At 61.9% G+C, this 20,808-nt stretch carries 17 protein-coding genes; 10 read left to right on the forward strand and 7 right to left on the reverse strand.

Features of this window, described 5'->3' with window-relative positions; translation table 11 throughout:
• Positions 1 to 7: 7 nt before the first annotated feature.
• From NCR38_RS28540 to NCR38_RS28580, 9 genes are all read left to right on the forward strand, one after another.
• The gene (locus NCR38_RS28540; RefSeq protein WP_061121636.1) at positions 8 to 1,441 is read left to right on the forward strand and encodes an MFS transporter; all 1,434 of its coding nucleotides are present in this window, start codon (positions 8 to 10) and stop codon (positions 1,439 to 1,441) included.
• A 143-nt stretch (positions 1,442 to 1,584) separates the two neighbouring features.
• Positions 1,585 to 2,421, forward strand: a complete 837-nt coding sequence (locus NCR38_RS28545) for a shikimate dehydrogenase (RefSeq protein WP_061121616.1) — start codon at positions 1,585 to 1,587, stop codon at positions 2,419 to 2,421.
• A 105-nt stretch (positions 2,422 to 2,526) separates the two neighbouring features.
• A complete protein-coding gene (locus NCR38_RS28550; protein WP_061121615.1) occupies positions 2,527 to 3,543 on the forward strand; it encodes a Gfo/Idh/MocA family protein in 1,017 nt (338 codons plus the stop codon).
• Between the two features lie 829 nt (positions 3,544 to 4,372).
• Positions 4,373 to 6,316, forward strand: coding sequence for an arylsulfatase (locus NCR38_RS28555; RefSeq protein ID WP_061121613.1), 1,944 nt, complete (start codon positions 4,373 to 4,375; stop codon positions 6,314 to 6,316).
• A gap of 7 nt (positions 6,317 to 6,323) precedes the next feature.
• A complete protein-coding gene (locus tag NCR38_RS28560; protein ID WP_061121612.1) occupies positions 6,324 to 7,367 on the forward strand; it encodes a formylglycine-generating enzyme family protein in 1,044 nt (347 codons plus the stop codon).
• Between the two features lie 32 nt (positions 7,368 to 7,399).
• Entirely contained in the window at positions 7,400 to 8,152 is a 753-nt protein-coding gene (locus NCR38_RS28565) for a MetQ/NlpA family ABC transporter substrate-binding protein (RefSeq protein ID WP_250478034.1), read from the forward strand.
• Positions 8,146 to 9,102 (forward strand): hypothetical protein, encoded by a 957-nt coding sequence (locus NCR38_RS28570; protein ID WP_061121611.1) that lies wholly within the window; start codon positions 8,146 to 8,148, stop codon positions 9,100 to 9,102. The genes NCR38_RS28565 and NCR38_RS28570 overlap by 7 nt, the downstream gene beginning before the upstream one ends.
• A gap of 746 nt (positions 9,103 to 9,848) precedes the next feature.
• Positions 9,849 to 11,003 carry a low temperature requirement protein A gene (locus NCR38_RS28575; RefSeq protein ID WP_061121610.1) on the forward strand — a complete coding sequence of 385 codons (1,155 nt, stop codon included), beginning with the start codon at positions 9,849 to 9,851 and terminating at the stop codon, positions 11,001 to 11,003.
• A gap of 2 nt (positions 11,004 to 11,005) precedes the next feature.
• Positions 11,006 to 11,185 (forward strand): hypothetical protein, encoded by a 180-nt coding sequence (locus NCR38_RS28580; protein ID WP_061121609.1) that lies wholly within the window; start codon positions 11,006 to 11,008, stop codon positions 11,183 to 11,185.
• A gap of 676 nt (positions 11,186 to 11,861) precedes the next feature.
• On the opposite strand, the gene NCR38_RS28585 is transcribed toward NCR38_RS28580, so the two are convergent.
• Complete coding sequence (locus NCR38_RS28585) at positions 11,862 to 12,848, reverse strand: AraC family transcriptional regulator (RefSeq protein WP_250478021.1); 987 nt, start codon at positions 12,846 to 12,848, stop codon at positions 11,862 to 11,864.
• 165 nt (positions 12,849 to 13,013) lie between these two features.
• Between NCR38_RS28585 and NCR38_RS28590 the strand changes: the two genes are divergently transcribed.
• Positions 13,014 to 14,390, forward strand: coding sequence for an NAD-dependent succinate-semialdehyde dehydrogenase (locus NCR38_RS28590; RefSeq protein ID WP_061120937.1), 1,377 nt, complete (start codon positions 13,014 to 13,016; stop codon positions 14,388 to 14,390).
• A 49-nt stretch (positions 14,391 to 14,439) separates the two neighbouring features.
• Here NCR38_RS28590 and NCR38_RS28595 read toward each other — a convergent pair whose 3' ends face one another.
• The 6 genes from NCR38_RS28595 to NCR38_RS28620 form a co-directional block, all read right to left on the reverse strand.
• Positions 14,440 to 15,813: an MFS transporter gene (locus NCR38_RS28595; protein WP_061120936.1), complete on the reverse strand. Its 1,374-nt coding sequence runs from the start codon at positions 15,811 to 15,813 to the stop codon at positions 14,440 to 14,442.
• A 65-nt stretch (positions 15,814 to 15,878) separates the two neighbouring features.
• Positions 15,879 to 16,703 (reverse strand): enoyl-CoA hydratase-related protein, encoded by an 825-nt coding sequence (locus NCR38_RS28600; protein ID WP_061120926.1) that lies wholly within the window; start codon positions 16,701 to 16,703, stop codon positions 15,879 to 15,881.
• 27 nt (positions 16,704 to 16,730) lie between these two features.
• The gene (locus NCR38_RS28605) at positions 16,731 to 17,507 is read right to left on the reverse strand and encodes an enoyl-CoA hydratase-related protein (RefSeq protein WP_061120925.1); all 777 of its coding nucleotides are present in this window, start codon (positions 17,505 to 17,507) and stop codon (positions 16,731 to 16,733) included.
• Positions 17,504 to 18,745: a CaiB/BaiF CoA-transferase family protein gene (locus tag NCR38_RS28610; protein WP_061120924.1), complete on the reverse strand. Its 1,242-nt coding sequence runs from the start codon at positions 18,743 to 18,745 to the stop codon at positions 17,504 to 17,506. The genes NCR38_RS28605 and NCR38_RS28610 overlap by 4 nt, the downstream gene beginning before the upstream one ends.
• A gap of 138 nt (positions 18,746 to 18,883) precedes the next feature.
• The gene (locus NCR38_RS28615; RefSeq protein WP_061120923.1) at positions 18,884 to 19,768 is read right to left on the reverse strand and encodes a LysR substrate-binding domain-containing protein; all 885 of its coding nucleotides are present in this window, start codon (positions 19,766 to 19,768) and stop codon (positions 18,884 to 18,886) included.
• A 168-nt stretch (positions 19,769 to 19,936) separates the two neighbouring features.
• A complete protein-coding gene (locus NCR38_RS28620; protein ID WP_061120922.1) occupies positions 19,937 to 20,800 on the reverse strand; it encodes a 4Fe-4S dicluster domain-containing protein in 864 nt (287 codons plus the stop codon).
• Between the last annotated feature and the right edge of the window lie 8 nt (positions 20,801 to 20,808).

The following is a 20,808-nucleotide window of genomic DNA, read 5'->3' on the forward strand; positions in this document are numbered from 1 at the left end:
GACAGGCATGAACGCAAAGGCACCGGCTAAGCCTCACGGCAAGCGCCAGTCGAAGATCGCAGCCGCTAGTGGCTGGATCGGCTCGGCGCTCGAGTACTACGACTTTTTCATCTACGCGACTGCGGCGTCATTGCTGTTCCCGCAGCTGTTCTTTCCCTCAAACAATCCAACGGTAGGCATCGTCGCTTCCCTGGCGACCTTTGGCGTCGGCTATGTCGCACGACCCATAGGGGCAATGGTGCTCGGGCACATCGGCGACCGCCACGGACGCAAGACGGTCTTGATCTTCTGCATGCTCTTAATGGGCGTCGCAACGATGTGTGTTGGCCTCTTGCCCACCTATCAGCAGATCGGCATCTGGGCGCCAGTGCTGCTCGTCATCCTGCGGCTCATTCAAGGATTCGCAGTCGCCGGAGAGATGTCCGGCGCCAGCTCCATGATTCTCGAACATGCGCCGTTCGGACGGCGTGGCTACTTCGCAAGCTTTACCCTTCAAGGGGTGCAGGCAGGGCAACTCCTCGCGGCAGGCGTCTTCTTACCGCTCGCCCACTTCATGCCGAAGGATCAGTTTGCTTCCTGGGGTTGGCGCATTCCGTTTCTGCTGAGCGTCGTCGTGATCATCGCGGGCTACATCATTCGGCGCGAGGTCGATGAAACCCCCGCGTTTTCTGAAGAACAGGCACACGGAGAGGTTCCTCCCTCTCCGGTCATCGAGGTCCTGCGCGAGAGTTGGGGCGATGTCTTGCGCGTTGTCGGCATGGCACTTGCCGCGGTCACCGCGCTTCTAGCGACCGTGTTCGGTGCTACCTATGCAGTCCAGCCGGCGTATGGCATTGGCTTTCCTGCCGCCGTTTTTCTGTGGGTGCCGGTGCTTGGCAACCTTTGCTCCGTAATATTGATCCCCCTCGTTGGCAACCTCTCGGACAAGATTGGTCGCAGGCCCCCGGTTCTGGTCGGCGTCTTGAGCTCCGGGGTCCTTGCTTTCGGCTACCTGTACGCCATCAGCATCCACAGTATCTGGCTCTCACTGGTCTTTTCCATGCTCATGTGGGGCGTCGCTTACCAAGGCTTCAACGGCGTGTTCCCGAGTCTCTTCCCCGAACTGTTCCGCACGCGCGTGCGTGTCACCGGCATGGCGATTGGACAAAACGTCGGGACGACTTTGTGTGCCTTGCTGCCGTCGCTTTTCGTCGCGGTCGCGCCCCCCGGGTCCTCCAACATCCCGTTGAAGATCGGCTTTCTCACGTTCGGCATCTGCCTGGTCGCAGCGTTTGCGGCGTTCACTACCCGGGAAACCTACCGCATCCGCCTCGCCGATCTGGGCGACCGCAACGCGATTCCCGTACCGAAGGCCGAATATGAGCGTCTACGCAGCGAAGCCATAACCTCGGCTAGCAAGGATGCCGCTGAACCCGAGTTTGCCAGTAAGGTGCGGTCTTAAGCAGCCGCCAGCCGCCTGCTCGCCGTAATCAGCGCGTGGGCGCAACGCAGGCTCGACATCACTGCAAAGGTGCACTTCGGCGCCGTATGCCGGTTCGAATGTGCACGAATTGACCTTCGTCCTAGATCGAACATCAAACCGAAATGCAATCACATATCTCAGGTACAACGCGCCTCTACGGTTTGGTAGGCGACCCGCTGAGTTCCGCGAAGTCGCCACAACTGTTGAACCGGCTGTTTCTCGAACAGCGCGCCGATGCGGCTTGCGTTCCTTTCTGGGTCAAGGCAGATAACCTCTCGGCCTTCGTTAGCGGAGCACGAGCGATGGGCAATCTGTCCGGCATGCTGGTCACGATGCCTCATAAACAACGGATGCTCGCATTTGTCGACGAGCTGGATTCGACTGCTCGCGAGGTCGGCGCGCTCAACGTCATCCGCTGCGAACCGGATGGTCGCTGGGTCGGCGCGATATCCGATGGCATCGGCTGCGTTCTTGGGATGCAGTGGGAAGGCAACCATCCGGCGAATAAGTCGGTGCTTCTCGTCGGCGCAGGAGGCGCGGGTAGAGCGATCGCATTTGCCGTCGCTTACGCAGGCGCTAGCAAGCTGACGATCTCCGATGTCGACGAGCACCGTGCCAGGGATCTTGCGGCGTCTGTCGCCGCCGAAACGGGTCGTGCTGTGCATTCAGGGCCATCCGATCCGGATGGTTTCGAGGTCGTGATCAATGCGACGCCGCTCGGCATGAAAGCAAGCGACGCCATGCCAGTTGATCCGGAGCGGCTCGCACCGGGCACTATCGTGGTAGACATCATTAATGCGGCCGAGCCGACGCCGCTGCTCCGAGCCGCGCAGGCACGTGGATGCCGTACCCAGGACGGCGGTCCAATGCATCAAGGACAGGCGTTATACGCACTGCGCTTTCTCGGGTTCGATTACCGCCCTGAAGGCCGAGCCGGGGTGGACGTCGGCGCGACGTGAGCAGCGTAGCAGCCACGCACGGCCCCAGTCGCGAAAAGCGGCCGAATTAAGTCAGTTGTTACCCCTTCAATCAAGAACGGGCGGAATCTACGAAGGAGAACATGTATGAAAGTTGCCTTGTTGGAGGTGAGCCACTGGCATGTCCCGCTGTATCTTGATGCGCTCGAAGCGCCCGGGATCGAGGTGGTTGCCGTCTCCGATGCGCAGCAAGCGAAGGGCGAAGCGATCGCTGCACGCTTCGGATGCAAGCTTTACTCGTCGGCCTACGAGTTACTTGAGCGCGAGAAGGTCGATTTCGCTTTCGTGTTCGGGCGGCACTCCGAGATGCCTGCGCTTGCCGAGGCCGTAATTGCGCGGAACATTCCGTTTGCGTTAGAAAAGCCGTGCGGCGTCAACATGTCTCAAGTCACCCGGCTTCGCACGCTGACCGAAGAAGCGAATCTTTATTGCGCGGTGCCGCTAATCTTCCGAATGAGCGAGTTGCTCGGGTCACTTGGAGAAGCGGAGGGACGCATACCATCCGACTTTAACTACATGTCATTTCGTTTCGTTGCTGGACCGCCGAGTCGATACGAAGCATCAGGCTCCGGTTGGGCAGTCAACCCCGTTTATTCCGGCGGTGGATCCACTATCAACCTGGCGACACACTTCATCGATTTTTTCCGGCTGCTCACAGGCAAGGAGGTTGCCCGTGTCTCGGCCGTCATGAACGCAAGAACGCATCGAGGCGCCGTAGAAGACTATTCGCTTGTGACCATGCAGACCGAAGATGGCGTGATCGGCCTTATCGAGACGGGATACAGCTTTCCCAGTACCGCCGACGAGCAGCGCGAATTTTCCTTCACTTTTTCTTCGGACCGTATGTACGCGAAGTCTGGCCCGGACAGAATCGAGTTCCGCGACCGGAATCAGCTTTCGGCAGGTACGCGAAGCCGCCGACTCCAGCTCGAGACTGATATCTACTACCCCTTGTTCGTCAAGCGGGTGCTCGCCGAGAGCCAAACCGGCGCAAAGCCGATCGCATCGTTGCGCGACGCGGAGCTGATGATGCAAGTCATGGACGCGGCCTACGCTTCCGCTCAACAAGGCGGAGTGCTCGTTCACCTCGAGCCGATTTCCTAGGTCACACATCAGTCGGGTAGGAATGATGCAAGACGGTCCGAACTTGAAACCACCGACGGCCGCCAATTTGCAACGGCCGTTCGGCTGAATCCCTGTTGGGCAATTAGTCGGCCGCGGAGGCGCATAGTGCAAACGTCGAGGGGAACAGCGGCGGCCTAAAACGAGCACGATGAAAATTGAGCCGTGTCGCGCCCTCGTCGGCGTGCGCGCGATCGAACGCCCACACTGCAGGGAACCCGATCAACTCACACATCTCTGAGAACGGATACATCCCGTCGTCGGCGGCTTCCGTACTTCGACGCGAGAATCTGCCCGTAGACATCTTCAAGCGCCTTTGCGACGGTTAAGAAGCCCGACGCTGGATAAATGGTTAGGGAGAATCCAATTTTCTGCTGGGGCGCAAGGTGCGCGCAACGATCTGGAAATCGCTGTGGCTGCGAGTTTCAACCGCCACTTTTATCTTGCTCACCATATCTTCGACCGGAATCACGGTAGGGTCCACGCTTGTCAGGCAGCGGCATCACACTCAAGAGCGCGCCGAGCCATCCGGCGATCGAGCTGAAGCCACGGCCGCGCCTAGTGCTGTGCAGGCTCCCCATGAACACCGTAGTGATGATCCGGATAGCGCGGCGGTACTTCTTGCAGCGCGCGATGACAGTCGAGGATCAGCACTCACATAGCCCTTCGTTGTATTCACGAGGGCGGGCAACGAGCGACGTGCACCGACACAAATCGTTCACGCTGCGGAGCAAAGCAGAAATCGATCTTTGGCGCACCGGGCCGCGTTGCTAACATCGCCGCTCCATTCCAACGGCCTACCATAACGACAATGATCTCGTCCCGTTCGATTGCGCTCCGTCGCGCCGCAGTCGCGCTTGCCATAGGCAGTCTGTTTACGCTTGCCTCGTGCGGTTCTTCCGACGACGGCGCGCCCGTCACAACGCCTGTCGCCTCCGCCGCCAAGCGTCCCAACATCCTCTACATCATGGCCGACGATCTCGGCTACTCGGACATTCATGCCTTCGGCGGTGAGATCAATACGCCCAACCTCGATGCGCTGGTGCAGTCGGGCCGCATCCTGACGAATCATCACACCGGCACCGTCTGCGCCATCACGCGAGCGATGCTGATTTCGGGCACGGATCATCATCTCGTCGGCGAAGGGACGATGGGCGTGCCCACCGACGAGCGCAAGGGTCTGCCTGGTTACGAAGGCTACTTGAACGATCGCGCGCTGTCGGTGGCGCAACTGCTCAAAGACGGCGGATACCACACCTACATGGCGGGCAAATGGCATATCGGCTCGGGCATCGTCGGCAGCGCGACGGGCGGCGGACAGACGCCGGATCAGTGGGGCTTCGAGCGCAGCTACGCGCTGCTCGGCGGCGCGGCGACGAATCACTTTGCGCATGAACCCGCAGGCTCGAAGAATTACACCGAGGACGGGCAATACGTGCAACCGGGACAGCCCGGTCAGCCGGGCGGCACGGGCGGCAGTCCGGCCGTGTTCTATTCGACCGACTTCTACACGCAAAAGCTCATTGCCTACATCGATTCGAACAAGGGCGACGGCAAACCGTTCTTCGCGTACGCCGCGTACACGTCGCCACACTGGCCGCTGCAGGTGCCGGAGCCTTATCTGCACAACTACGCGGGCAAGTATGACGCCGGCTACGATGCGATCCGAAGTGCGCGCATCGCGCGACAAAAAGCGCTCGGCATCATTCCGGCCGACTTCACGCCCTACCGGGGTGCTCCGGAAACACTGACTCAATCGCCCGCGACGGCGAACAACGGCGCCGCGAACGCGAAGTACGTCAGCGCCGTGCATAGCGCAGCGCAAGGTTACGGCGACTATGGCCCGGGAACCGTCGACAAGTCCTGGAACAGTCTGTCCACCGCGGAGAAGAAAGCGCAGGCGCGCTATATGGAAATCTACGCGGGCATGGTCGAGAACCTCGATCACAACATCGGGCTGTTGATCCAGCATCTGAAGGACATCGGTGAATACGACAACACATTCATCATGTTCCAGTCGGACAACGGAGCGGAAGGCTGGCCGATCGATTCTGGCGCCGACCCGACCGCAACCGACACCGCGAACGCGACGGACGCGATCTACCCGACGCTCGGCACCGACAACGGCAAGCAGAACGCACAGCGCCTGCAATATGGCCTGCGCTGGGCCGAAGTAAGCGCTACGCCGTTCCGTCTCACCAAAGGCTACGCGGGCGAAGGCGGTGTGTCGACGCCGCTCATCGTGCATCTGCCCGGTCAGGCTGCGCAACTGCCCACGCTGCGTGCATTCACGCACGTCACCGACAACACGGCGACCTTCCTCGCGATCGCGAAGATCGATCCGCCGACGCAAGCTGCACCGCCGCTCGTCAACACGTTGACGGGCGTCGATTCGAACAAGGGCAAGGTCGTCTACAACAACCGATATGTGTATCCGGTGACGGGTCAATCGCTGTTGCCGTTGCTCAATGGCGATGCGTCGGGCGAAGTACACACCGCCGCATTCGGCGACGAGGCCTACGGGCGCGGCTATCTGCGCAGCTCCGACGGCCGCTGGAAGGCGCTGTGGACCGAACCGCCGAGCGGTCCCGTCGATGGACACTGGCAGCTCTTCGACTTGCAGGCCGACCGCGGCGAGAACAACGACGTGGCGACGCAGAATCCGTCGATCATCGACAGTCTCGTGCAGCAGTGGAACACCTATATGAGCACGGTCGGAGGCGTCGAGCCGCTACGTCCGCGCGGCTATTACTGAGCGCGACATGAAACGACACTGGCAGACCATCGGCGGCGCGGCGCTCGTTATCGGCATACTCTTCGCGGGAGGCTTCGGCGCCGCGCTCGCTGTCGACTCCGATCGCGGCTTCGATCCGCGCAATCTGACACGCGCGCTTGCACCGCTCGGCTCCGAGCAGCAATGCGAGCGTTACACTGGCCTGCCCGCGCACTGGCGTGACGATTCGCACGCGGGCATGGTGCATCTCAGCGGCGGCGAGTTCGTGTTCGGCAGCAAGCTCGGTTACGAGGACGAGCGTCCCGCCGGCGACGGAAGAACGAAAGTCGGAGGCTTCTGGATCGACCAGACCGATGTCACGAATGCGCAGTTCGCCACCTTCGTCGAGGCCACCGGCTATGTGACTGAAGCCGAGCGCCAGGGCGGCGCGGTCGTCTTTCACGTGCCCACGCGTGAGGAAATGAACGCACGCGATCTCGCGTGGTGGTCGTGGGTGAAGGGTGCGTCATGGAAGCATCCGCAAGGTCCCTCGAGCACGTGGAAGAGCCACGAAAATGAGCCCGTCACGATGGTCACGCTCGCCGACGCGCTCGCCTACGCGCACTGGCTCGGACGTGACCTGCCGACGGAAGCCGAGTGGGAATACGCGGGCAAGGCCGGTCACGAAGGCGCTGAACTGGACGCCGCCCCGCGCGATACGCACGGCAAGCCATCGGCGAATTACTGGCAAGGCGTCTTTCCCGTGCTCGATTCGGCCGAGGACGGTCACGCGGGTCTCTCGCCAGTCGGCTGCTATGCGGCCAACGATTTCAGGCTCTACGACATGATCGGCAATGCCTGGGAGTGGACCCGCGATCCGTACACGGGAGCGCGCCAGCCACATTCGAACGGAGACACCGCGGCCGTCGCCCCCGCCACGCGCCGGCACGATACGGCGATGGTCATCAAGGGCGGCTCGTTTCTGTGCTCGCGTGACTACTGCGTGCGTTATCGGGCGTCGTCGCGCGAGCAGCAGGAAGCGGATCTGCCCGCCTCGCATATCGGCTTTCGCACCGTATCGAGGGATGAGTGATTCGTTTGAGTCGAACTCTCCTCGGCGCGCTCGTGGCCGTCTGCTGCACGTTCGTCGATGCGGCGCCGCGCGCTGTTCGTATCGGCGTGACGGCGGGCGAAGAATCCCAGATCATGTCGCAGGTGCGCGACGTCGCCGCGAAGCAAGGGCTGCGACTCGATATCGTCGTCTTCGAGAACCCATCGCACATCGACGCCGCGTTGGCGGGGGGCTCGATCGACGCGGCCAGCTTCGAGGACGAAGCAAGCCTCGACGCGCGGCGCAGGCGCGACGGCTATGCGATTCGAAGTGTCGCCGCGACAGTGACATTGCCGATGGCGTTCTACTCGCGCAAGCTCGCATCGCTCGCCCAACTCACACGCGGCGCGACCATCGCCATACCCGACGATGCGCCCGGCATGGCGCGTGCGCTGATCTTGCTGCAGAACTATGCGTTCGTCACGCTGAAGGACAGTGCGGGACTTTCGCCCACTGTCGCGGATATCACGAGTAACCGCTACGGCCTGCTCATCCGTCGTGTGCCACGCGCCCGGCTGTACGCGATGCTCGATACGGCGAGCTTCGTCGCAATGAATGCCGACGACGCCGCGCACGCCGGCCTGATGCCCGGACGCGACAGCATCGGCATCGAGGATGCCCGCTCGCCCTGGCAACACGTGCTCACGGTGCGTTCGGGCGAAGCGAACGCGCCGTGGGTCGCGCAACTCGTGCGCGCCTATCACTCCGGCGACGTCGCCCGCTTCATCCTCGCGCGCTATCAGGATTCGGTGCGCCGACCATGGTGAGCCCGTTTCCACATGCGTTTTCGTTCGAATGCACGGCGTGCGGCAAGTGCTGCAATAGCCCGCCCGCGTTGTCGTTACGCGAATTGTTCCGCTATCGCGATGTGTTCATCGGCGCCATTGCGATCAGCCGGGCACCGCCCGTGCGGGCGGGCCAGCGTGTGCGCACTGGCCCATATGAAACCCTTCTGAGCGATGAGCACGCGAGCGCTTGTGACGCGCTCGCCCGGCTACACACCTTCTCAATCGGGGCGCATGGCGATTCCATCAGCGTGACGACACAGGCCATCGACTACGCTTCGTCCGGCCGTTGTACCGCACTCGCGGACGACGGCCTTTGCCGCCTGCATGCCGATGGCAAACCGGATCAGTGCATCGCCGTGCCGCTCGACCCGCTCGTGCCAGACCGTCTGCAACATGTCGTTCTGGCGCAGCGCTCGTTCGGCGAGGGCTGGCTCGGTGCGCAATGCATCGAGCCGGGCGAGCGGCGCGAGCCGGCACTGGTCGCGAACGGCGGTATCGTCGCCAACGACGCGAAAGCGGCGGTGGAACGCAGGCGTCGCGCGCTTGCAACGGAGCGCGAGTGGTGCGGCCGCACGATCGCCGATGCACTACGGCGCGACTTCGCTGCCGATCCGCGCCGCGCGCTGGCTCAGGTTCCCGAGAACGGATACCGGACCATTTCGCTCGTGCCCGCGTTGCTCTTCATTGGCGCAATGTCGCCGGTGCTTGCGCGGCATTGCATCGGCTATATCGACGCTCAGACGGCGCTGATCCGCCGCAACATCGCACGCGCGATCGAGCGGCGCCGCCTCGACGACCGGCCGATGACGCAGACATTGCGCGCTTTTCTCGATGCCCTCGCCCGCGCGCGCGAGCAACTCGCGAGCATGCGCACTCAATCGAATGGATGGCCGCTCGCAAAAGAAGCCGAAACCTACTTTTTATGCTAGGCGGCTGATGGGGCCGCGATACATGCTTCGTCCGTAAGGCAACGGCTTTATCCTCACGCCACACATAGATTTCTCGGATACGAAGAAAATTCCCAGGTAAGCGTGGCATGCGCAAGTCGCGTTTAACGTTGGCAGTTTGGCGAGCTGACGGCGTTGGCGACGTGGACCGGCAGGACGGTACCCGTGCATCAGCGAAGTCACACTTACGGCCCACATCTGCCCTTCGACCCGACGCCCGCGCTACGGCTGCTTCCAAAGTGGAACAGCCATTCGAGCAGCCGTCTCGGCCGGCAAGTTCTTGGCCTTTGCGGACCTTCGACGAGGCTTCCTTGGACGTCGGCGATGTGTCGGGTTGCCGCCATTAACAGCGTCGCGCAGCAGAGGGTCGTTTCCTGCATTCGCCAACTCACAGTTTCGGTAGAGTCGAGATGTGGCGCGCTAGCGGCAGGTTCGGTTTGTCTGTTGCCGCCCCCTTCGTCTGGCGGTGCCCGAGTAACCGTCGCCTTAACCCCGTCTCCACATCCCGCTTAGCGAACCGGACATGCAGATCTCCCGCATCCGCAATCCAATGGACAAACCGTGAGGAAGTATCATGACAGATACCGGCGTGCTTACGAGCCACCAGCGCTCACTATTCGATCATTATGTAACCAATCCCAGATAATCGTGAGCCGCCTCGTCCTGCCATTCTTATCGCGACACAACCCGCGGACGTGCCCCCGGCGCAAGCACGACAATGAGGCGATATGCACAACACAAAATATTTCGAACCCAATCGCCGCGCCACCTGGCTCGAGTTGTTCTTCGACCTGATTTTTGTGGTAGCGATCGGTGACGTAACGCATATCTTGAGCCACACGCACGATGGTCATCTTGACCCACTCCAGTTCTGGCAATACGTCCTGATTTTCATACCTTTGTGGTGGATTTGGGCCAGCCACACGATGTATGCCAATCGGTTCGATGCCGATGACCGGAAGCATCGGGTGGCAACCCTGTTCATCATGTTCCTGCTGATTATCATCTCAGGCTTGATCGACCAACGATTCCTGGCCAGCTTTGACGTTATCATCGTCTGCTACGCTTGTTCGAAATACATCGTCGCCATGATGTATTTCGTGTCCAAATACCGGCATGAGGAAAGCGAGGCAGTCACAACGGCAGTTGGCTGGGTAATCGTCGCTGGCACCACCATCAGCCTCGCTTCGATCCTGTTCCCGGCGCCACAGCGTTATGTCGTGTTTTACCTTGGAATACTGTTCGATCTGATTGTGTTCATCTTTTTTTTGCCGCGTCGTCTCCAAGGCATCCCAGCGCATACCGAACACCTGATCGAGCGCGTGGGTCTGCTCACGCTCATCATGCTGGGAGAGTCCGTTATCAGCCTGTCGACGGGACTGGCCAATATCAGCTGGAGTGTGGAGAGGCTGATGACCGCCGCCACCGGCTTCGTGACGATATCGAGCATCTGGTGGGTCTACTTTGACAGTTTTCACCTGCTGTCCAAACAGAAGCTCGCGACCGGCCATTCGGTCCTGTACTCGCATTTTTTCGTTTTCATCGGCCTGTCGATCCTGGCCAGCATGATCCGGCACGCGATCCTGGACGACATAGTGGTATCCGATTTCCGAGTACTGTCGGTCATCGGCGCGGTCTGCTTTTTCATTGGCAAGCAGTACGGCTATTTCATGGAGCGTCCCGAGTTGCGGCGCCAACTGGTCGTCAACACCCTGATCGTATTCGTGTTGATCGGGTTTGCCCTGCTATTGCCCAGAACCAGTTACATCCTGCTTGGTCTTACCGCTGCGGTGATTTGTTATGCTTTCCTCAGTCTCAGATACCTGAACGTCCCGCCCCAGCGTCACGACCGTCCGCGCGACAGCGCTATCACAGGAGACTAGCCATGAGCGACACCGCAAGTTCTCCAGCCACGATGCGCGGCTATGCCATCAGGGCCTGTTGCGAAGAGATGGTGCTGATGAACGATCTGCCGCTTCCGACACCGGGGCCGCACGACATCCTGATGGGGTGCGTAGTGCGGAAGTCGGCGATTGGGACGAACTGGTGCGCACCGGGGCTCTGATAATCATATAGCCGGCTTCCCTCCGTTCGACTCGACCCGCTGGCGGAGAGTCGGGGGCCCTGTCGCAGCAGGCCGAGCGCGAAAAGGCTGCAGGAACCGGAGTCACGATCTGTGGAGCGGCGCATCGTTGAATTTCACCAGTGTCTAACGCTTTACCTTGTTGGCATTCAGGAAGCGATGGTCAATTATCGACTAGACTTCCGCATTGGAAGCGGTTGACTCCGAATTGGGTTTTGAGTTGATGACCGCCTACTGCAAGCGACGGAGGTGACATCAACCAGTCCTCCTATCGTTCGGCCGCTCATCGTCCTGCAGCGGCCGCTGTGCCCGCGTCAGACAAACGTCCGCTAAGGCCGATCAAGCAACGTTCACCATCTTGAATTGAATGGCCGCTTCCTGGGTGGAGACGACGTCTGAGTGTCCCAGCAACGGTGCGGGCGCATGACGCTTCATGGCCGAACTGTGCCGACCCTCGAGCCATCCCCGAAAGTTTCCCACGGCATCAGTGCTGACGCCCGCGCCCGACAGTGGCCGCGGCACCCGTCCGTCGCTGCTCCTGACGCCATGAATTCAAACGGCGCCCGCCGGATCCAATCGTCAACGGACCTCGACATCGCTCGAGCCTCTATCGTCCAGATTCCAAAAAGACGATAGTCGAAACCATTCAACCGCCGAATCAATGCGACGAAACATATAGCGCGGACCCCGGACCCGCCTCCGGGACTGCAGAATGCTGTTTCATTCGTCGCAATTCTTCCGAAGGCGTGCCACCAAAGAGCCGCTTGAATTCGCGGCTGAACTGTGACGCACTCTCATAGCCCACCCGTGCGCTTGCCGCAGCAGCTGTCATGCCTTGCCGCGCCATCAACAGCCTCGCCTGATGGAGTCGCGTCGACTTGATGTACTGCAGCGGAGAAGTGTTCGTGGCCGCCTTGAAGTGCAGATGAAACGACGGCACGCTCATTGCCGCTTCCCTTGCGAGCGTTTCGATCGTCAGCGCCTCGGCATAACTAGAGTGAATCATGCGCAGCACTCTCGATATGCGCCCGAAGTTTCCATTCAGGTTGAGCGCCGCACGCATCGAAGCGCCCTGTTCGCCGATGAACACGCGAAAGTAGATCTCCCGCACGAGGGTTGGCCCCAAAACCGCGGCTTCGAGGGGATCGCGCATCGCATCGAGGAGCCGCACCATGGTTTCGCCGAGCGCCACATCCAGCCTCGTCGTGGCCATGCCGCCCGGCTCGCCCGGCACCACGCCGTCGCGCTCGTCGATCTGCAACAACACATCGGCGGCAAGCGTCGCATCGAGGCGCACGTACACCGCGAGCAACGGTTCGTCGGCGGTCGCGTCGGTTTCCATCGAGAACGGCAGCGGCAAGGCGACGGCCAGATAGTGCTGCGCATCGTAGACATAAACCTTGCTGCCGAGATAGCCGCGCTTGCAGCCTTGCGCGATGACCACGATCCCCGGCTCGTACAGCACCGGCGTGCGCGTGAGCGGACGATTCGACCGCAACAGGCGAATGTCAGGCATCGGCGTCGCGTTATAGCCTTCGTTTGGCGCGAGTTCCAGCAGCCGGCTCACCATCGAAGCGTGCACGCGAGCGAGTGCAGCGGCTTCGGTTTCTATCATCGGCAATTTGGAAGGGCAGTGCATTTTCATGCTTCGAGTTCGATAACAGTGTGTTCATAGAATCGGGCAAGCTTCGCAGACGATCAGACGTTCCCGTCACGTTGCCACATCCCTAACATTCGATCATGCATCGGCATGCGCGAATTGCGATGCCTCGATGCCCTGAGAAGACTCACTTACTTCGGAGAAAAAAGCATGATCGATGTAATCAATCCCGCCGACGGCACACTCGTCGGGCAAGTCGAACATCATTCGGAAGCGCAGGTGCGCGCGGCCATCGATCGGACATGCGCGGCCTTTCCAGCGTGGTCGCGCACGCTGGCGCGCGAACGAAGCGCACTGCTGCGCAAATGGTTCGACGTCGTCAGCGCCGACAAGACCGCATTCGCCGAACTGATGTGCCGCGAGAACGGCAAGTGCATGTCGGAAGCCTTCGGCGAAATCGACTATGGCCTGGGCTTCGTCGAATGGTATGCCGAGGAGGCGAAGCGCGTGTACGGCGACACCATCCCCACGCACGCGAGAGACGCCGCGGTCATCGTGACGAAGGAACCGGTCGGACCGGTCGCGTCGATCACGCCGTGGAATTTCCCCTTCATGATGATCACGCGCAAGGTCGCGACCGCGCTCGCGGCGGGCTGCACGATCCTGCTGAAGCCCTCCGAGGAAACGCCGCTGACTGCGTACAGGCTGCTCGAATACGCGCGCCGCGCCGGCATTCCGGAAGGCGTGTTCGAGATGGTCACGGGCGACCCGGCGCAAATCGGCAAGCTCATCACCGACGATCCGCGCATCCGCAAGATCTCGTTCACGGGATCGACCGCGATCGGCAAGCTGCTCGCCGCGCAGTGCGCCGGCACGCTGAAGAAGATGACGATGGAACTGGGTGGCAACGCGCCGTTCATCGTCTTCGACGACGCCGATCTCGACGAAGCCGCCAAAGCGCTCGTGTCCGCGAAGCTGCGCAACAGCGGGCAGGTCTGCATCTCGCCGAACCGCGTGTATGTTCAGGCGAGTGTGCATGACGCGTTCGTTCAGCGCGTGAAGGCGCTCGTCGAAGCGATTCCGGTCGATCAGGGATTGCAGGACGGATTCGTCGTCGGTCCGCTGATCAATCGCGCGGCCATCGAAAAGGTCGCCAAACTCGTCGACGATTCGCGCGAACGTGGTGCCCAGGTCGTGCTCGGCGGACATCCGCACGCAAAAGGCGGACTCTTCTATGCGCCGACCATTCTCGTCGATGTCGCGGACGACATGCCGATCGCATCGACCGAAATCTTCGGTCCCGTCTTCCCGGTCTATCGCTTCTCGACGGAAGCCGAACTCATCGCGCGCAGCAACGACAGCGAGTACGGTCTTGTCGCCTATGCGTTCACGCGCGATCTGGGCCGTTCGTTCCGGCTCTCGCGCAACATCGAGGCGGGCATGGTGATTCTCAACTCCGGCTCGGTCGGCACGGCTTCGGTGCCGTTCGGCGGCGTGAAGCAATCGGGTTACGGACGCGAAGGCAGTCATCATGGAATCGAGGAATATGGGCATGTCAAATACACACTGATGGCCGGTCTCGCCTGAACCACGCGAGGCGCGACATCACGATGCCGCGCCTCGCGTGATCGTTGGCTCAGCGCACCGGCAACTGCACCGCGTCCGCAGGACTTGCGCATTGGACTTCGCGATTGCGCTGACGGATGAGCCGATCCTGCCGCAGTCCCCAGAAGAACGTGACGGCAAGACACGGCAACAGCGACACGATCGAGTACCCGACGCCTGCAAGCGGGTTGCCCGTCAGATTGACGAGCGAAAGGCTGATCAACGGAAGGAATCCACCGAACAGCACATTGCCAAGTTGTTGCGACAGTCCGAAGCCCGTAGTCCTGCTTTGCGGCGGAAAACATTCGGCGATGAACGCGGGCAGCGGCGCCATGATCATCGCGGTCAACATGGCGAGCAGCGCGACGAGCAGCGTCACCGAGGCCCAGCTGCCTGCGAGCGCGTTTGTCCTGATGCCCGCGAAAGCCGGATACGCTGCGAGTATCCATAGCACGATGCCGATGAGCATCACACGCGCGCGGCCGATCGCATCGGACAGACGGCCGAACACCGGATAAAGCGGCGCGGCCACGACAATGGCAACGCCGAGGCACAAATTCGCGCGCGACGGTTCGACCTTCAATACGTTCTGCAGGAAGTACAGCATGTAGACGATCGACGTATAGAGCGACACCGACGTTCCGCCCTGCGCGCCGAACATCGCGACGAGAATCGCCTTCCACGACGTCGCGCTCGACAACGTGTCCTGCAACGGCGATTTCGACAGACGGCCGGCCGCCTTCATCTCCGCGAATACGGGCGTTTCCTTCATGCCTAGGCGGATCCATGTCGCCACCGCGACGATCGGCGCCGAGATCAGGAACGGCACGCGCCAGCCCCACGATTCGAACGCCGCTGCATCGAGCGCGAACTTCAGCGCAGACACGATAACCAGCGCCAGCAAAAGGCCGAGGCTCGCGGTGCTTTGCAGCACGCTCGTCGCCATGCCTTTGCGGCCTGCGGGCGCGTGCTCCATCACGTAGACGACGGCAGAGCCGTATTCGCCGCCGAGCGCGATGCCTTGCACGACGCGCAGCAAGATAAGTCCGATCGGCGCGAGCAAGCCGGCCGCTGCGTAGGTCGGCAGACAGCCGATGCCCACCGTTGCGATGCCCATGATCGCGAGCGTGATGACGAACGTCTTCTTGCGTCCGATGCGGTCGGACATCGGGCTGAAGATGATCGTGCCGAGCGGCCGCGCGACATACGCGATGCCGAAGGTGGCGACGCCCGCCATCGCGGCGACGGTCCGGTCGGTCGACGGAAGGAACAAGTGCGTCAGCGTCGATGTCAGCGCGACATAGACGAAGAAATCGTAGTACTCGAGCATCGTGCCGAGGCTCGATGTAGCGATGATCCGCATCATGCCGGGCTTGGCATTGCGGGCGCCGGAAGTCGTGGACATGGTCGTCTCCTGTGATTCGGTTTTGTGAGGCCACGCGCGATCGACGCCGTGGCCGTATCGGCGCATCACATGTGCGTGCGCTTCTTCGCCGCCTGCTGCTGCAGAAACCGGTCGACAGCCTCCTTGTGCTCGCGGCCGCACAACAGAATGGCCTGCATGCTCGCCGCCATTTCGAGCGTCGTCGCAAGCGATGCATCAGCCGCTTCGCGCACGAGCCGCTTCGCCATGCGCAGCGCCGTCGGCGGGTTTTGCGCGATGCGCTTCGCAAGCGACAACGCCTCGATGTCGAGCGCATCTGCCGGTACGACCTTCGACACGATGCCGAGGTTCAGCGCCGCTTCAGCATCGATGAACTCGCTGGTCAACGTCAGTTCGAGTGCCTTTGCATAGCCCACGATCCGCGCGAGAAACCATGATCCGCCTATGCCCGACACGAGTCCGAGCCGCAGGAAGCTCTCTGCGAACACGGCGTTCGCGCTTGCCATGCGGATATCGCACATCAACGCGAGATCGCAGCCGGCACCGACTGCGGCGCCATTGACCACGCATACCGAAGGCACGTCGAGACCGCTCAGTGCGCGCGTGATCCTGTGCAAGCTGCGATGCAGGCGGTCGCGCACATCTTCGACGCCGCCGCTCATGAGATCGCTGCCGCGTTGCATGTCCTTCACGTTGCCGCCCGTGCAGAAGTGCCGCGGCGACGACGAGCGCAGCAGCACGCAGTGCACGTCGCGCCGGTCGTTGATCTGCTCGAGTGCGTCCGATAGCGCTTGCGTCATCGCGACGTCGAGCGCGTTGCCGTTGCTCGGGCTGTTGAGCGTGAGCACGAGCACGCCGTCATCGACGGACGATTCGACCAGTGAATCGGCATCGTTCGATTGAGTTGACACGACAAAGTCTCCTGATTGTTCCGGCGATCACCGGTTCTGGAATGCGGCCTGACGGCGTTCGAGAAACGCGGCCATGCCTTCTTTCTGATCGGCGAGCGAAAAGCCCGCGTGAAAAAGCCGTCGCTCGAACAACAGCCCTTCCGACAGCGACGACTCGAACGCGCGATCGACGGCTTCCTTGATCGCGACGATCACCGGCAGCGAATGACGCGCGATCTGTTCGCCGACGCGCAGCGCTTCGTCGATCAACTGCTCGCGAGGGACGACCATCGACACGAGCCCATAGGCCAACGCCTCGCTCGCATTAAAAGGTTCGCCGGTCAGGCACGCGAGCATCGCCGTCGATTTGCCGACCGCGCGCGGCAGACGCTGCGTGCCGCCCGCGCCCGGCACGATGCCGAGCTTGATCTCGGGCTGGCCGAAGCGCGCGTCGTCCGCGGCGATGACGATGTCGCACATCATCGCGAGTTCGCAGCCGCCGCCGAGCGCGTAGCCGCCTACCGCCGCGATCAGCGGCTTGCGCGCCGTGCGGATGCGGTCCCAGCTACGTCCGATGTAGTCATTCGAGAATGCGCTCGCGTAATCGAGCTTCGACATCGCGACGATGTCGGCGCCGGCGGCGAAAGCCTTGTCGGATCCGGTCAGAACGGTCGCATGAACTTGCGGATCGTTTTCGATGCGCAGCAAGGCATCGACGAGTTGATCCATCAACGCATCGGTCAGCGGATTGAGCGGGTTCTCCGACGCGAGACGAACGAGCGCGACCCGCCCGCGCCGTTCGCTTACGATCATCGCGGCGCTCATGCGCTCACCTTGCGGTCTTCGTTGCACGTCTCGCGCGGGGCGCGGCTCACGCGGATCACGCCCGCGTTCAGCAGTCCCGCGATCTCGCTCTCGGCGAAACCGTATCGTTCCAGCATTTGCAGCGTGTGCTGGCCCGTCAGCGGCGCCGGCATGTCCGGCGCGCTCGCACGGTCCGACGGGCCGAGCGCGAAGCCATGCGTGCGCATGGGACCCGCGACCGGATGATCGATCGTCTGCGCCAGTCCGCATTCGGCGTATTCCGCTGTTTCGATGACATCGCCGTAAGTAGCGACGGGCGCGCAGAGGATGTCGCGCGCCGCGAGCCGTTCCATCCAGTCCGCAGTCGTGCGTTCGACGAAACGCGCCGCGAGTATGTGATGCAGCGTCGCGCGATGGCGCACGCGATCGTCGTTCGTGGCGAAGCGTGGATCCGCTTCGAGTGCAGGCGTTGCGACCACTTCACATAACGCGCGCCATCGTTGCGGGTGGTAGGCGACGACCATCATCCAGCCGTCCTGCGTCGGAAACGCCTCGTTCGGGCACGCATAGGGCGCGGCGCTGCCGGTCTTGTCCGGCTCGCGTCCGGATGCGAAGAACGCGGCGAAGCCGATCTGCTGCAGCATCAGCGTCGCGTTGTAGAGACTCACGTCGAGATGCTGCCCCCCGCCGCCCGCGCGGACCTGATGCAGTGCGCCCAGAATCGCGATCGAGGCGAGATAGCCGCCCATCATGTCCGCTATGGGGATCGGGACTTTCAGCGGCTCGTCGCTTGTCGTGCCGAGCGTGCTCATCAGACCGCTGACGGCCTGGATCACGCCATCGACGCCAGGCCGCTTGCGATTCGCGCCCGTCTGTCCGAATGCGGAGATCGAGCAGTAGACGAGCCGGGGATTCGGGTGCCGCAAGGTGTCGAAGTCGAGTCCCATCGACGCCATCACGCCCGGCCGGAAGTTTTCGACGAGCACGTCCGCATTCCCCAGCATGCGGCGAACGGCCTCGCGCCCCGCGTCGGTTTTCAGATCGATCGCGACGCTGTGCTTGTTGCGGTTGACACTGATGAAGGCCGGGCTTTCACCGCTTATCCACGGGGGCCCGATGCGTCGCCCGATCTCGCCGTCAGGCGGCTCGATCTTGACGACGTGCGCGCCGAGATCGGCGAGCGTCATCGAGCAGACCGGTCCGGCGAGAACGTGCGAGAAATCGATCACCCGCACGCCGTTGAGGCTGTCTCTTGGCATTTGTGATTGTCCTGTCTCGTGATTCGCCACCGCGACGAATCATGCTGACGAGAATAGGTACCCACCGCCCTACCGGACAATCTACAATTTAGAAACGAGCCGTTGACTTTTTGTTAAAGGGTCGGCGGCTTGTCAGAGCTATTCGCTGAGCAACGTGAGCAGCCATCGGCGGAAGATCTTCAGTGCATCCGATTGCGGACGCGCCGTCGGCCACGCGAAATAGTAGGTGTGATGCCCGCGATCGAGCTCGAACGAAAACGGCGCGACGAGCAGACCGCTTTCGAGTTCGCCGAGCACCAGCGCCTTCTGCGCCATCGCCACACCATGCCCTTCTATCGCTGCCTGGTACGCGAGCAGCGACGTTTCATAGCGCATTTCGCGGCGCCGCGCGTTCAATGGAAAGCCCGCTGCCTTCAGCCATAGCGTCCAGTCTTCCGGGCGCGCGAGCGTGTGCAGAAGCGTCTCGCCCTGCAACTGCGAGCGTGCCTTGACCTGCCTGGATGGCGCGGCGACCGGCACGAGCTCGTTCGCGATCAGACGTTGCACGCGCAGGCCGGGCCATTTGCCGTCGCCTAGCTGAATGCCGCCGTCAATGTCCTCACGCGCAAAATTCAGCGGAGCCGGGGATGTCGTCAATTGCACGTCGATGTTTTCGTGCAGCCGATGAAAGCTCGCGAGACGCGGTATCAGCCAGCGCACCGCGAACGTCGCGGGCGAGCGGATCTTGAGCACGCGCGCGCGACGCTCGGAGGAACGCAGGCTGTCGGTGGCTTCGCGCAGCGATGCGAACAGCGGCATGAGTTCCGCCAGATACCGCGCGCCCGCCGACGTCAGCTCCAGTCGCCCTTTCATCCGCTCGAACAAATCGACGCCCAAGTAAGTTTCGAGCGTACGCACCTGCCGGCTGACGGCGGCGGGCGTCACGGCCAGCTCGTCAGCGGCCTTGGAGATGCTCAGCAGGCGTCCGGTCGCCTCGAACGCCCGGGCGGGATTTAACGGGGGAAGCGGTGCTCGACGTTCCATGGCCTATCCGTGTAGAAGCATGATGAGATTGTCGCTCGAAATGCCCGAAGGACGGTTCAGAACGTGGCCACGCGCCAGATAGTGAAGCACGGAACAGCGGAGACGGGGCAAGAGACTATTCCGGCAGCGTGCGAATCGCGCAGCGTGTCGTCCACTCGATCACGATGATTACGCGAGTTCCACGTCGATGGTCGACTGGGCGAGGCTGATCTCGCCCAAATAAGCGCTTTCGCCCAACTCGCATTCCCGGCAGGCGTTGCCGAGCGCATGACGGATTTCGACACGGTACGTGCCGCTTCCCTTGGCCAGGCCGCCGAACCGGAAATCACCGAAATCGTCCGAGACGGTTTCGGCCAGCTTTTGATCGCCGACATACAGGGCGACCGCGGCACCCGGTACGCACTCGACCACGTCGCCTATACGAGCGCTGACGCTCGCGCCGATGAAGCAGGTCTCCCAACGCTCCAAGCCGCTGTACCACACACGCGGCTGCGTGCCCAAGTTCGGCCGCAATACTTTGAGTCCCTCACGCCGGGCCTTCTCGGACATCGCTGCATCATCAACCTTGACCGTCTCGAATACATCGGTAGGGCATGACTGCTGGCAACGTGGCTGAGGCCAGCCCTGGTCGAGTAGATGGGCATCAAAAATCCACGTCTGCGGCAGTTGCAGTTCTTCGTTCCAGACGATCGCCTGATACGGGCACGACTTCACGATGTCTTTGCGGCCCCGCGCCTTCTCCGGATCGATGATGACGATGCCGTCGGCGCGTTTGCGAATGGCGTCGCCGCCCACCCGCATGCACGGTGCTTCGTCGCAGTGGTTGCACATCACAGGCAGATAGGTGGTCTCGACCATATGCGAGTCGCCCTGAACCCGGCGCAATATGCGCAGGGGGCTGACGGCATCTGCCGCAGCGGGCGCGGCATACCCTGGGAAGTCGTTGCCGACATGCTCATCCCGTCCGGCGATGACGCAATTCTGGCAGTTTTCGCAACGCCCGACTTTGACGATCAGGTTCCACTTGTTCACTCTATGTT

The organism is Caballeronia sp. INML1, from assembly GCF_023631085.1.
Taxonomy (GTDB): Bacteria; Pseudomonadota; Gammaproteobacteria; order Burkholderiales; family Burkholderiaceae; genus Caballeronia; species Caballeronia turbans.

Bases quoted from the DNA above. Each gene is read 5' to 3' on its own strand.
- NCR38_RS28540 (WP_061121636.1), top strand. From the start codon at position 8: ATGAACGCAAAGGCACCGGCTAAGCCTCACGGCAAGCGCCAGTCGAAG.
- NCR38_RS28545 (WP_061121616.1), top strand. From the start codon at position 1,585: ATGCAATCACATATCTCAGGTACAACGCGCCTCTACGGTTTGGTAGGC.
- NCR38_RS28550 (WP_061121615.1), top strand. From the start codon at position 2,527: ATGAAAGTTGCCTTGTTGGAGGTGAGCCACTGGCATGTCCCGCTGTAT.
- NCR38_RS28555 (WP_061121613.1), top strand. From the start codon at position 4,373: ATGATCTCGTCCCGTTCGATTGCGCTCCGTCGCGCCGCAGTCGCGCTT.
- NCR38_RS28560 (WP_061121612.1), top strand. From the start codon at position 6,324: ATGAAACGACACTGGCAGACCATCGGCGGCGCGGCGCTCGTTATCGGC.
- NCR38_RS28570 (WP_061121611.1), top strand. From the start codon at position 8,146: ATGGTGAGCCCGTTTCCACATGCGTTTTCGTTCGAATGCACGGCGTGC.
- NCR38_RS28575 (WP_061121610.1), top strand. From the start codon at position 9,849: ATGCACAACACAAAATATTTCGAACCCAATCGCCGCGCCACCTGGCTC.
- NCR38_RS28580 (WP_061121609.1), top strand. From the start codon at position 11,006: ATGAGCGACACCGCAAGTTCTCCAGCCACGATGCGCGGCTATGCCATC.
- NCR38_RS28585 (WP_250478021.1), bottom strand. From the start codon at position 12,848: ATGAAAATGCACTGCCCTTCCAAATTGCCGATGATAGAAACCGAAGCC.
- NCR38_RS28590 (WP_061120937.1), top strand. From the start codon at position 13,014: ATGATCGATGTAATCAATCCCGCCGACGGCACACTCGTCGGGCAAGTC.
- NCR38_RS28595 (WP_061120936.1), bottom strand. From the start codon at position 15,813: ATGTCCACGACTTCCGGCGCCCGCAATGCCAAGCCCGGCATGATGCGG.
- NCR38_RS28605 (WP_061120925.1), bottom strand. From the start codon at position 17,507: ATGAGCGCCGCGATGATCGTAAGCGAACGGCGCGGGCGGGTCGCGCTC.
- NCR38_RS28610 (WP_061120924.1), bottom strand. From the start codon at position 18,745: ATGCCAAGAGACAGCCTCAACGGCGTGCGGGTGATCGATTTCTCGCAC.
- NCR38_RS28615 (WP_061120923.1), bottom strand. From the start codon at position 19,768: ATGGAACGTCGAGCACCGCTTCCCCCGTTAAATCCCGCCCGGGCGTTC.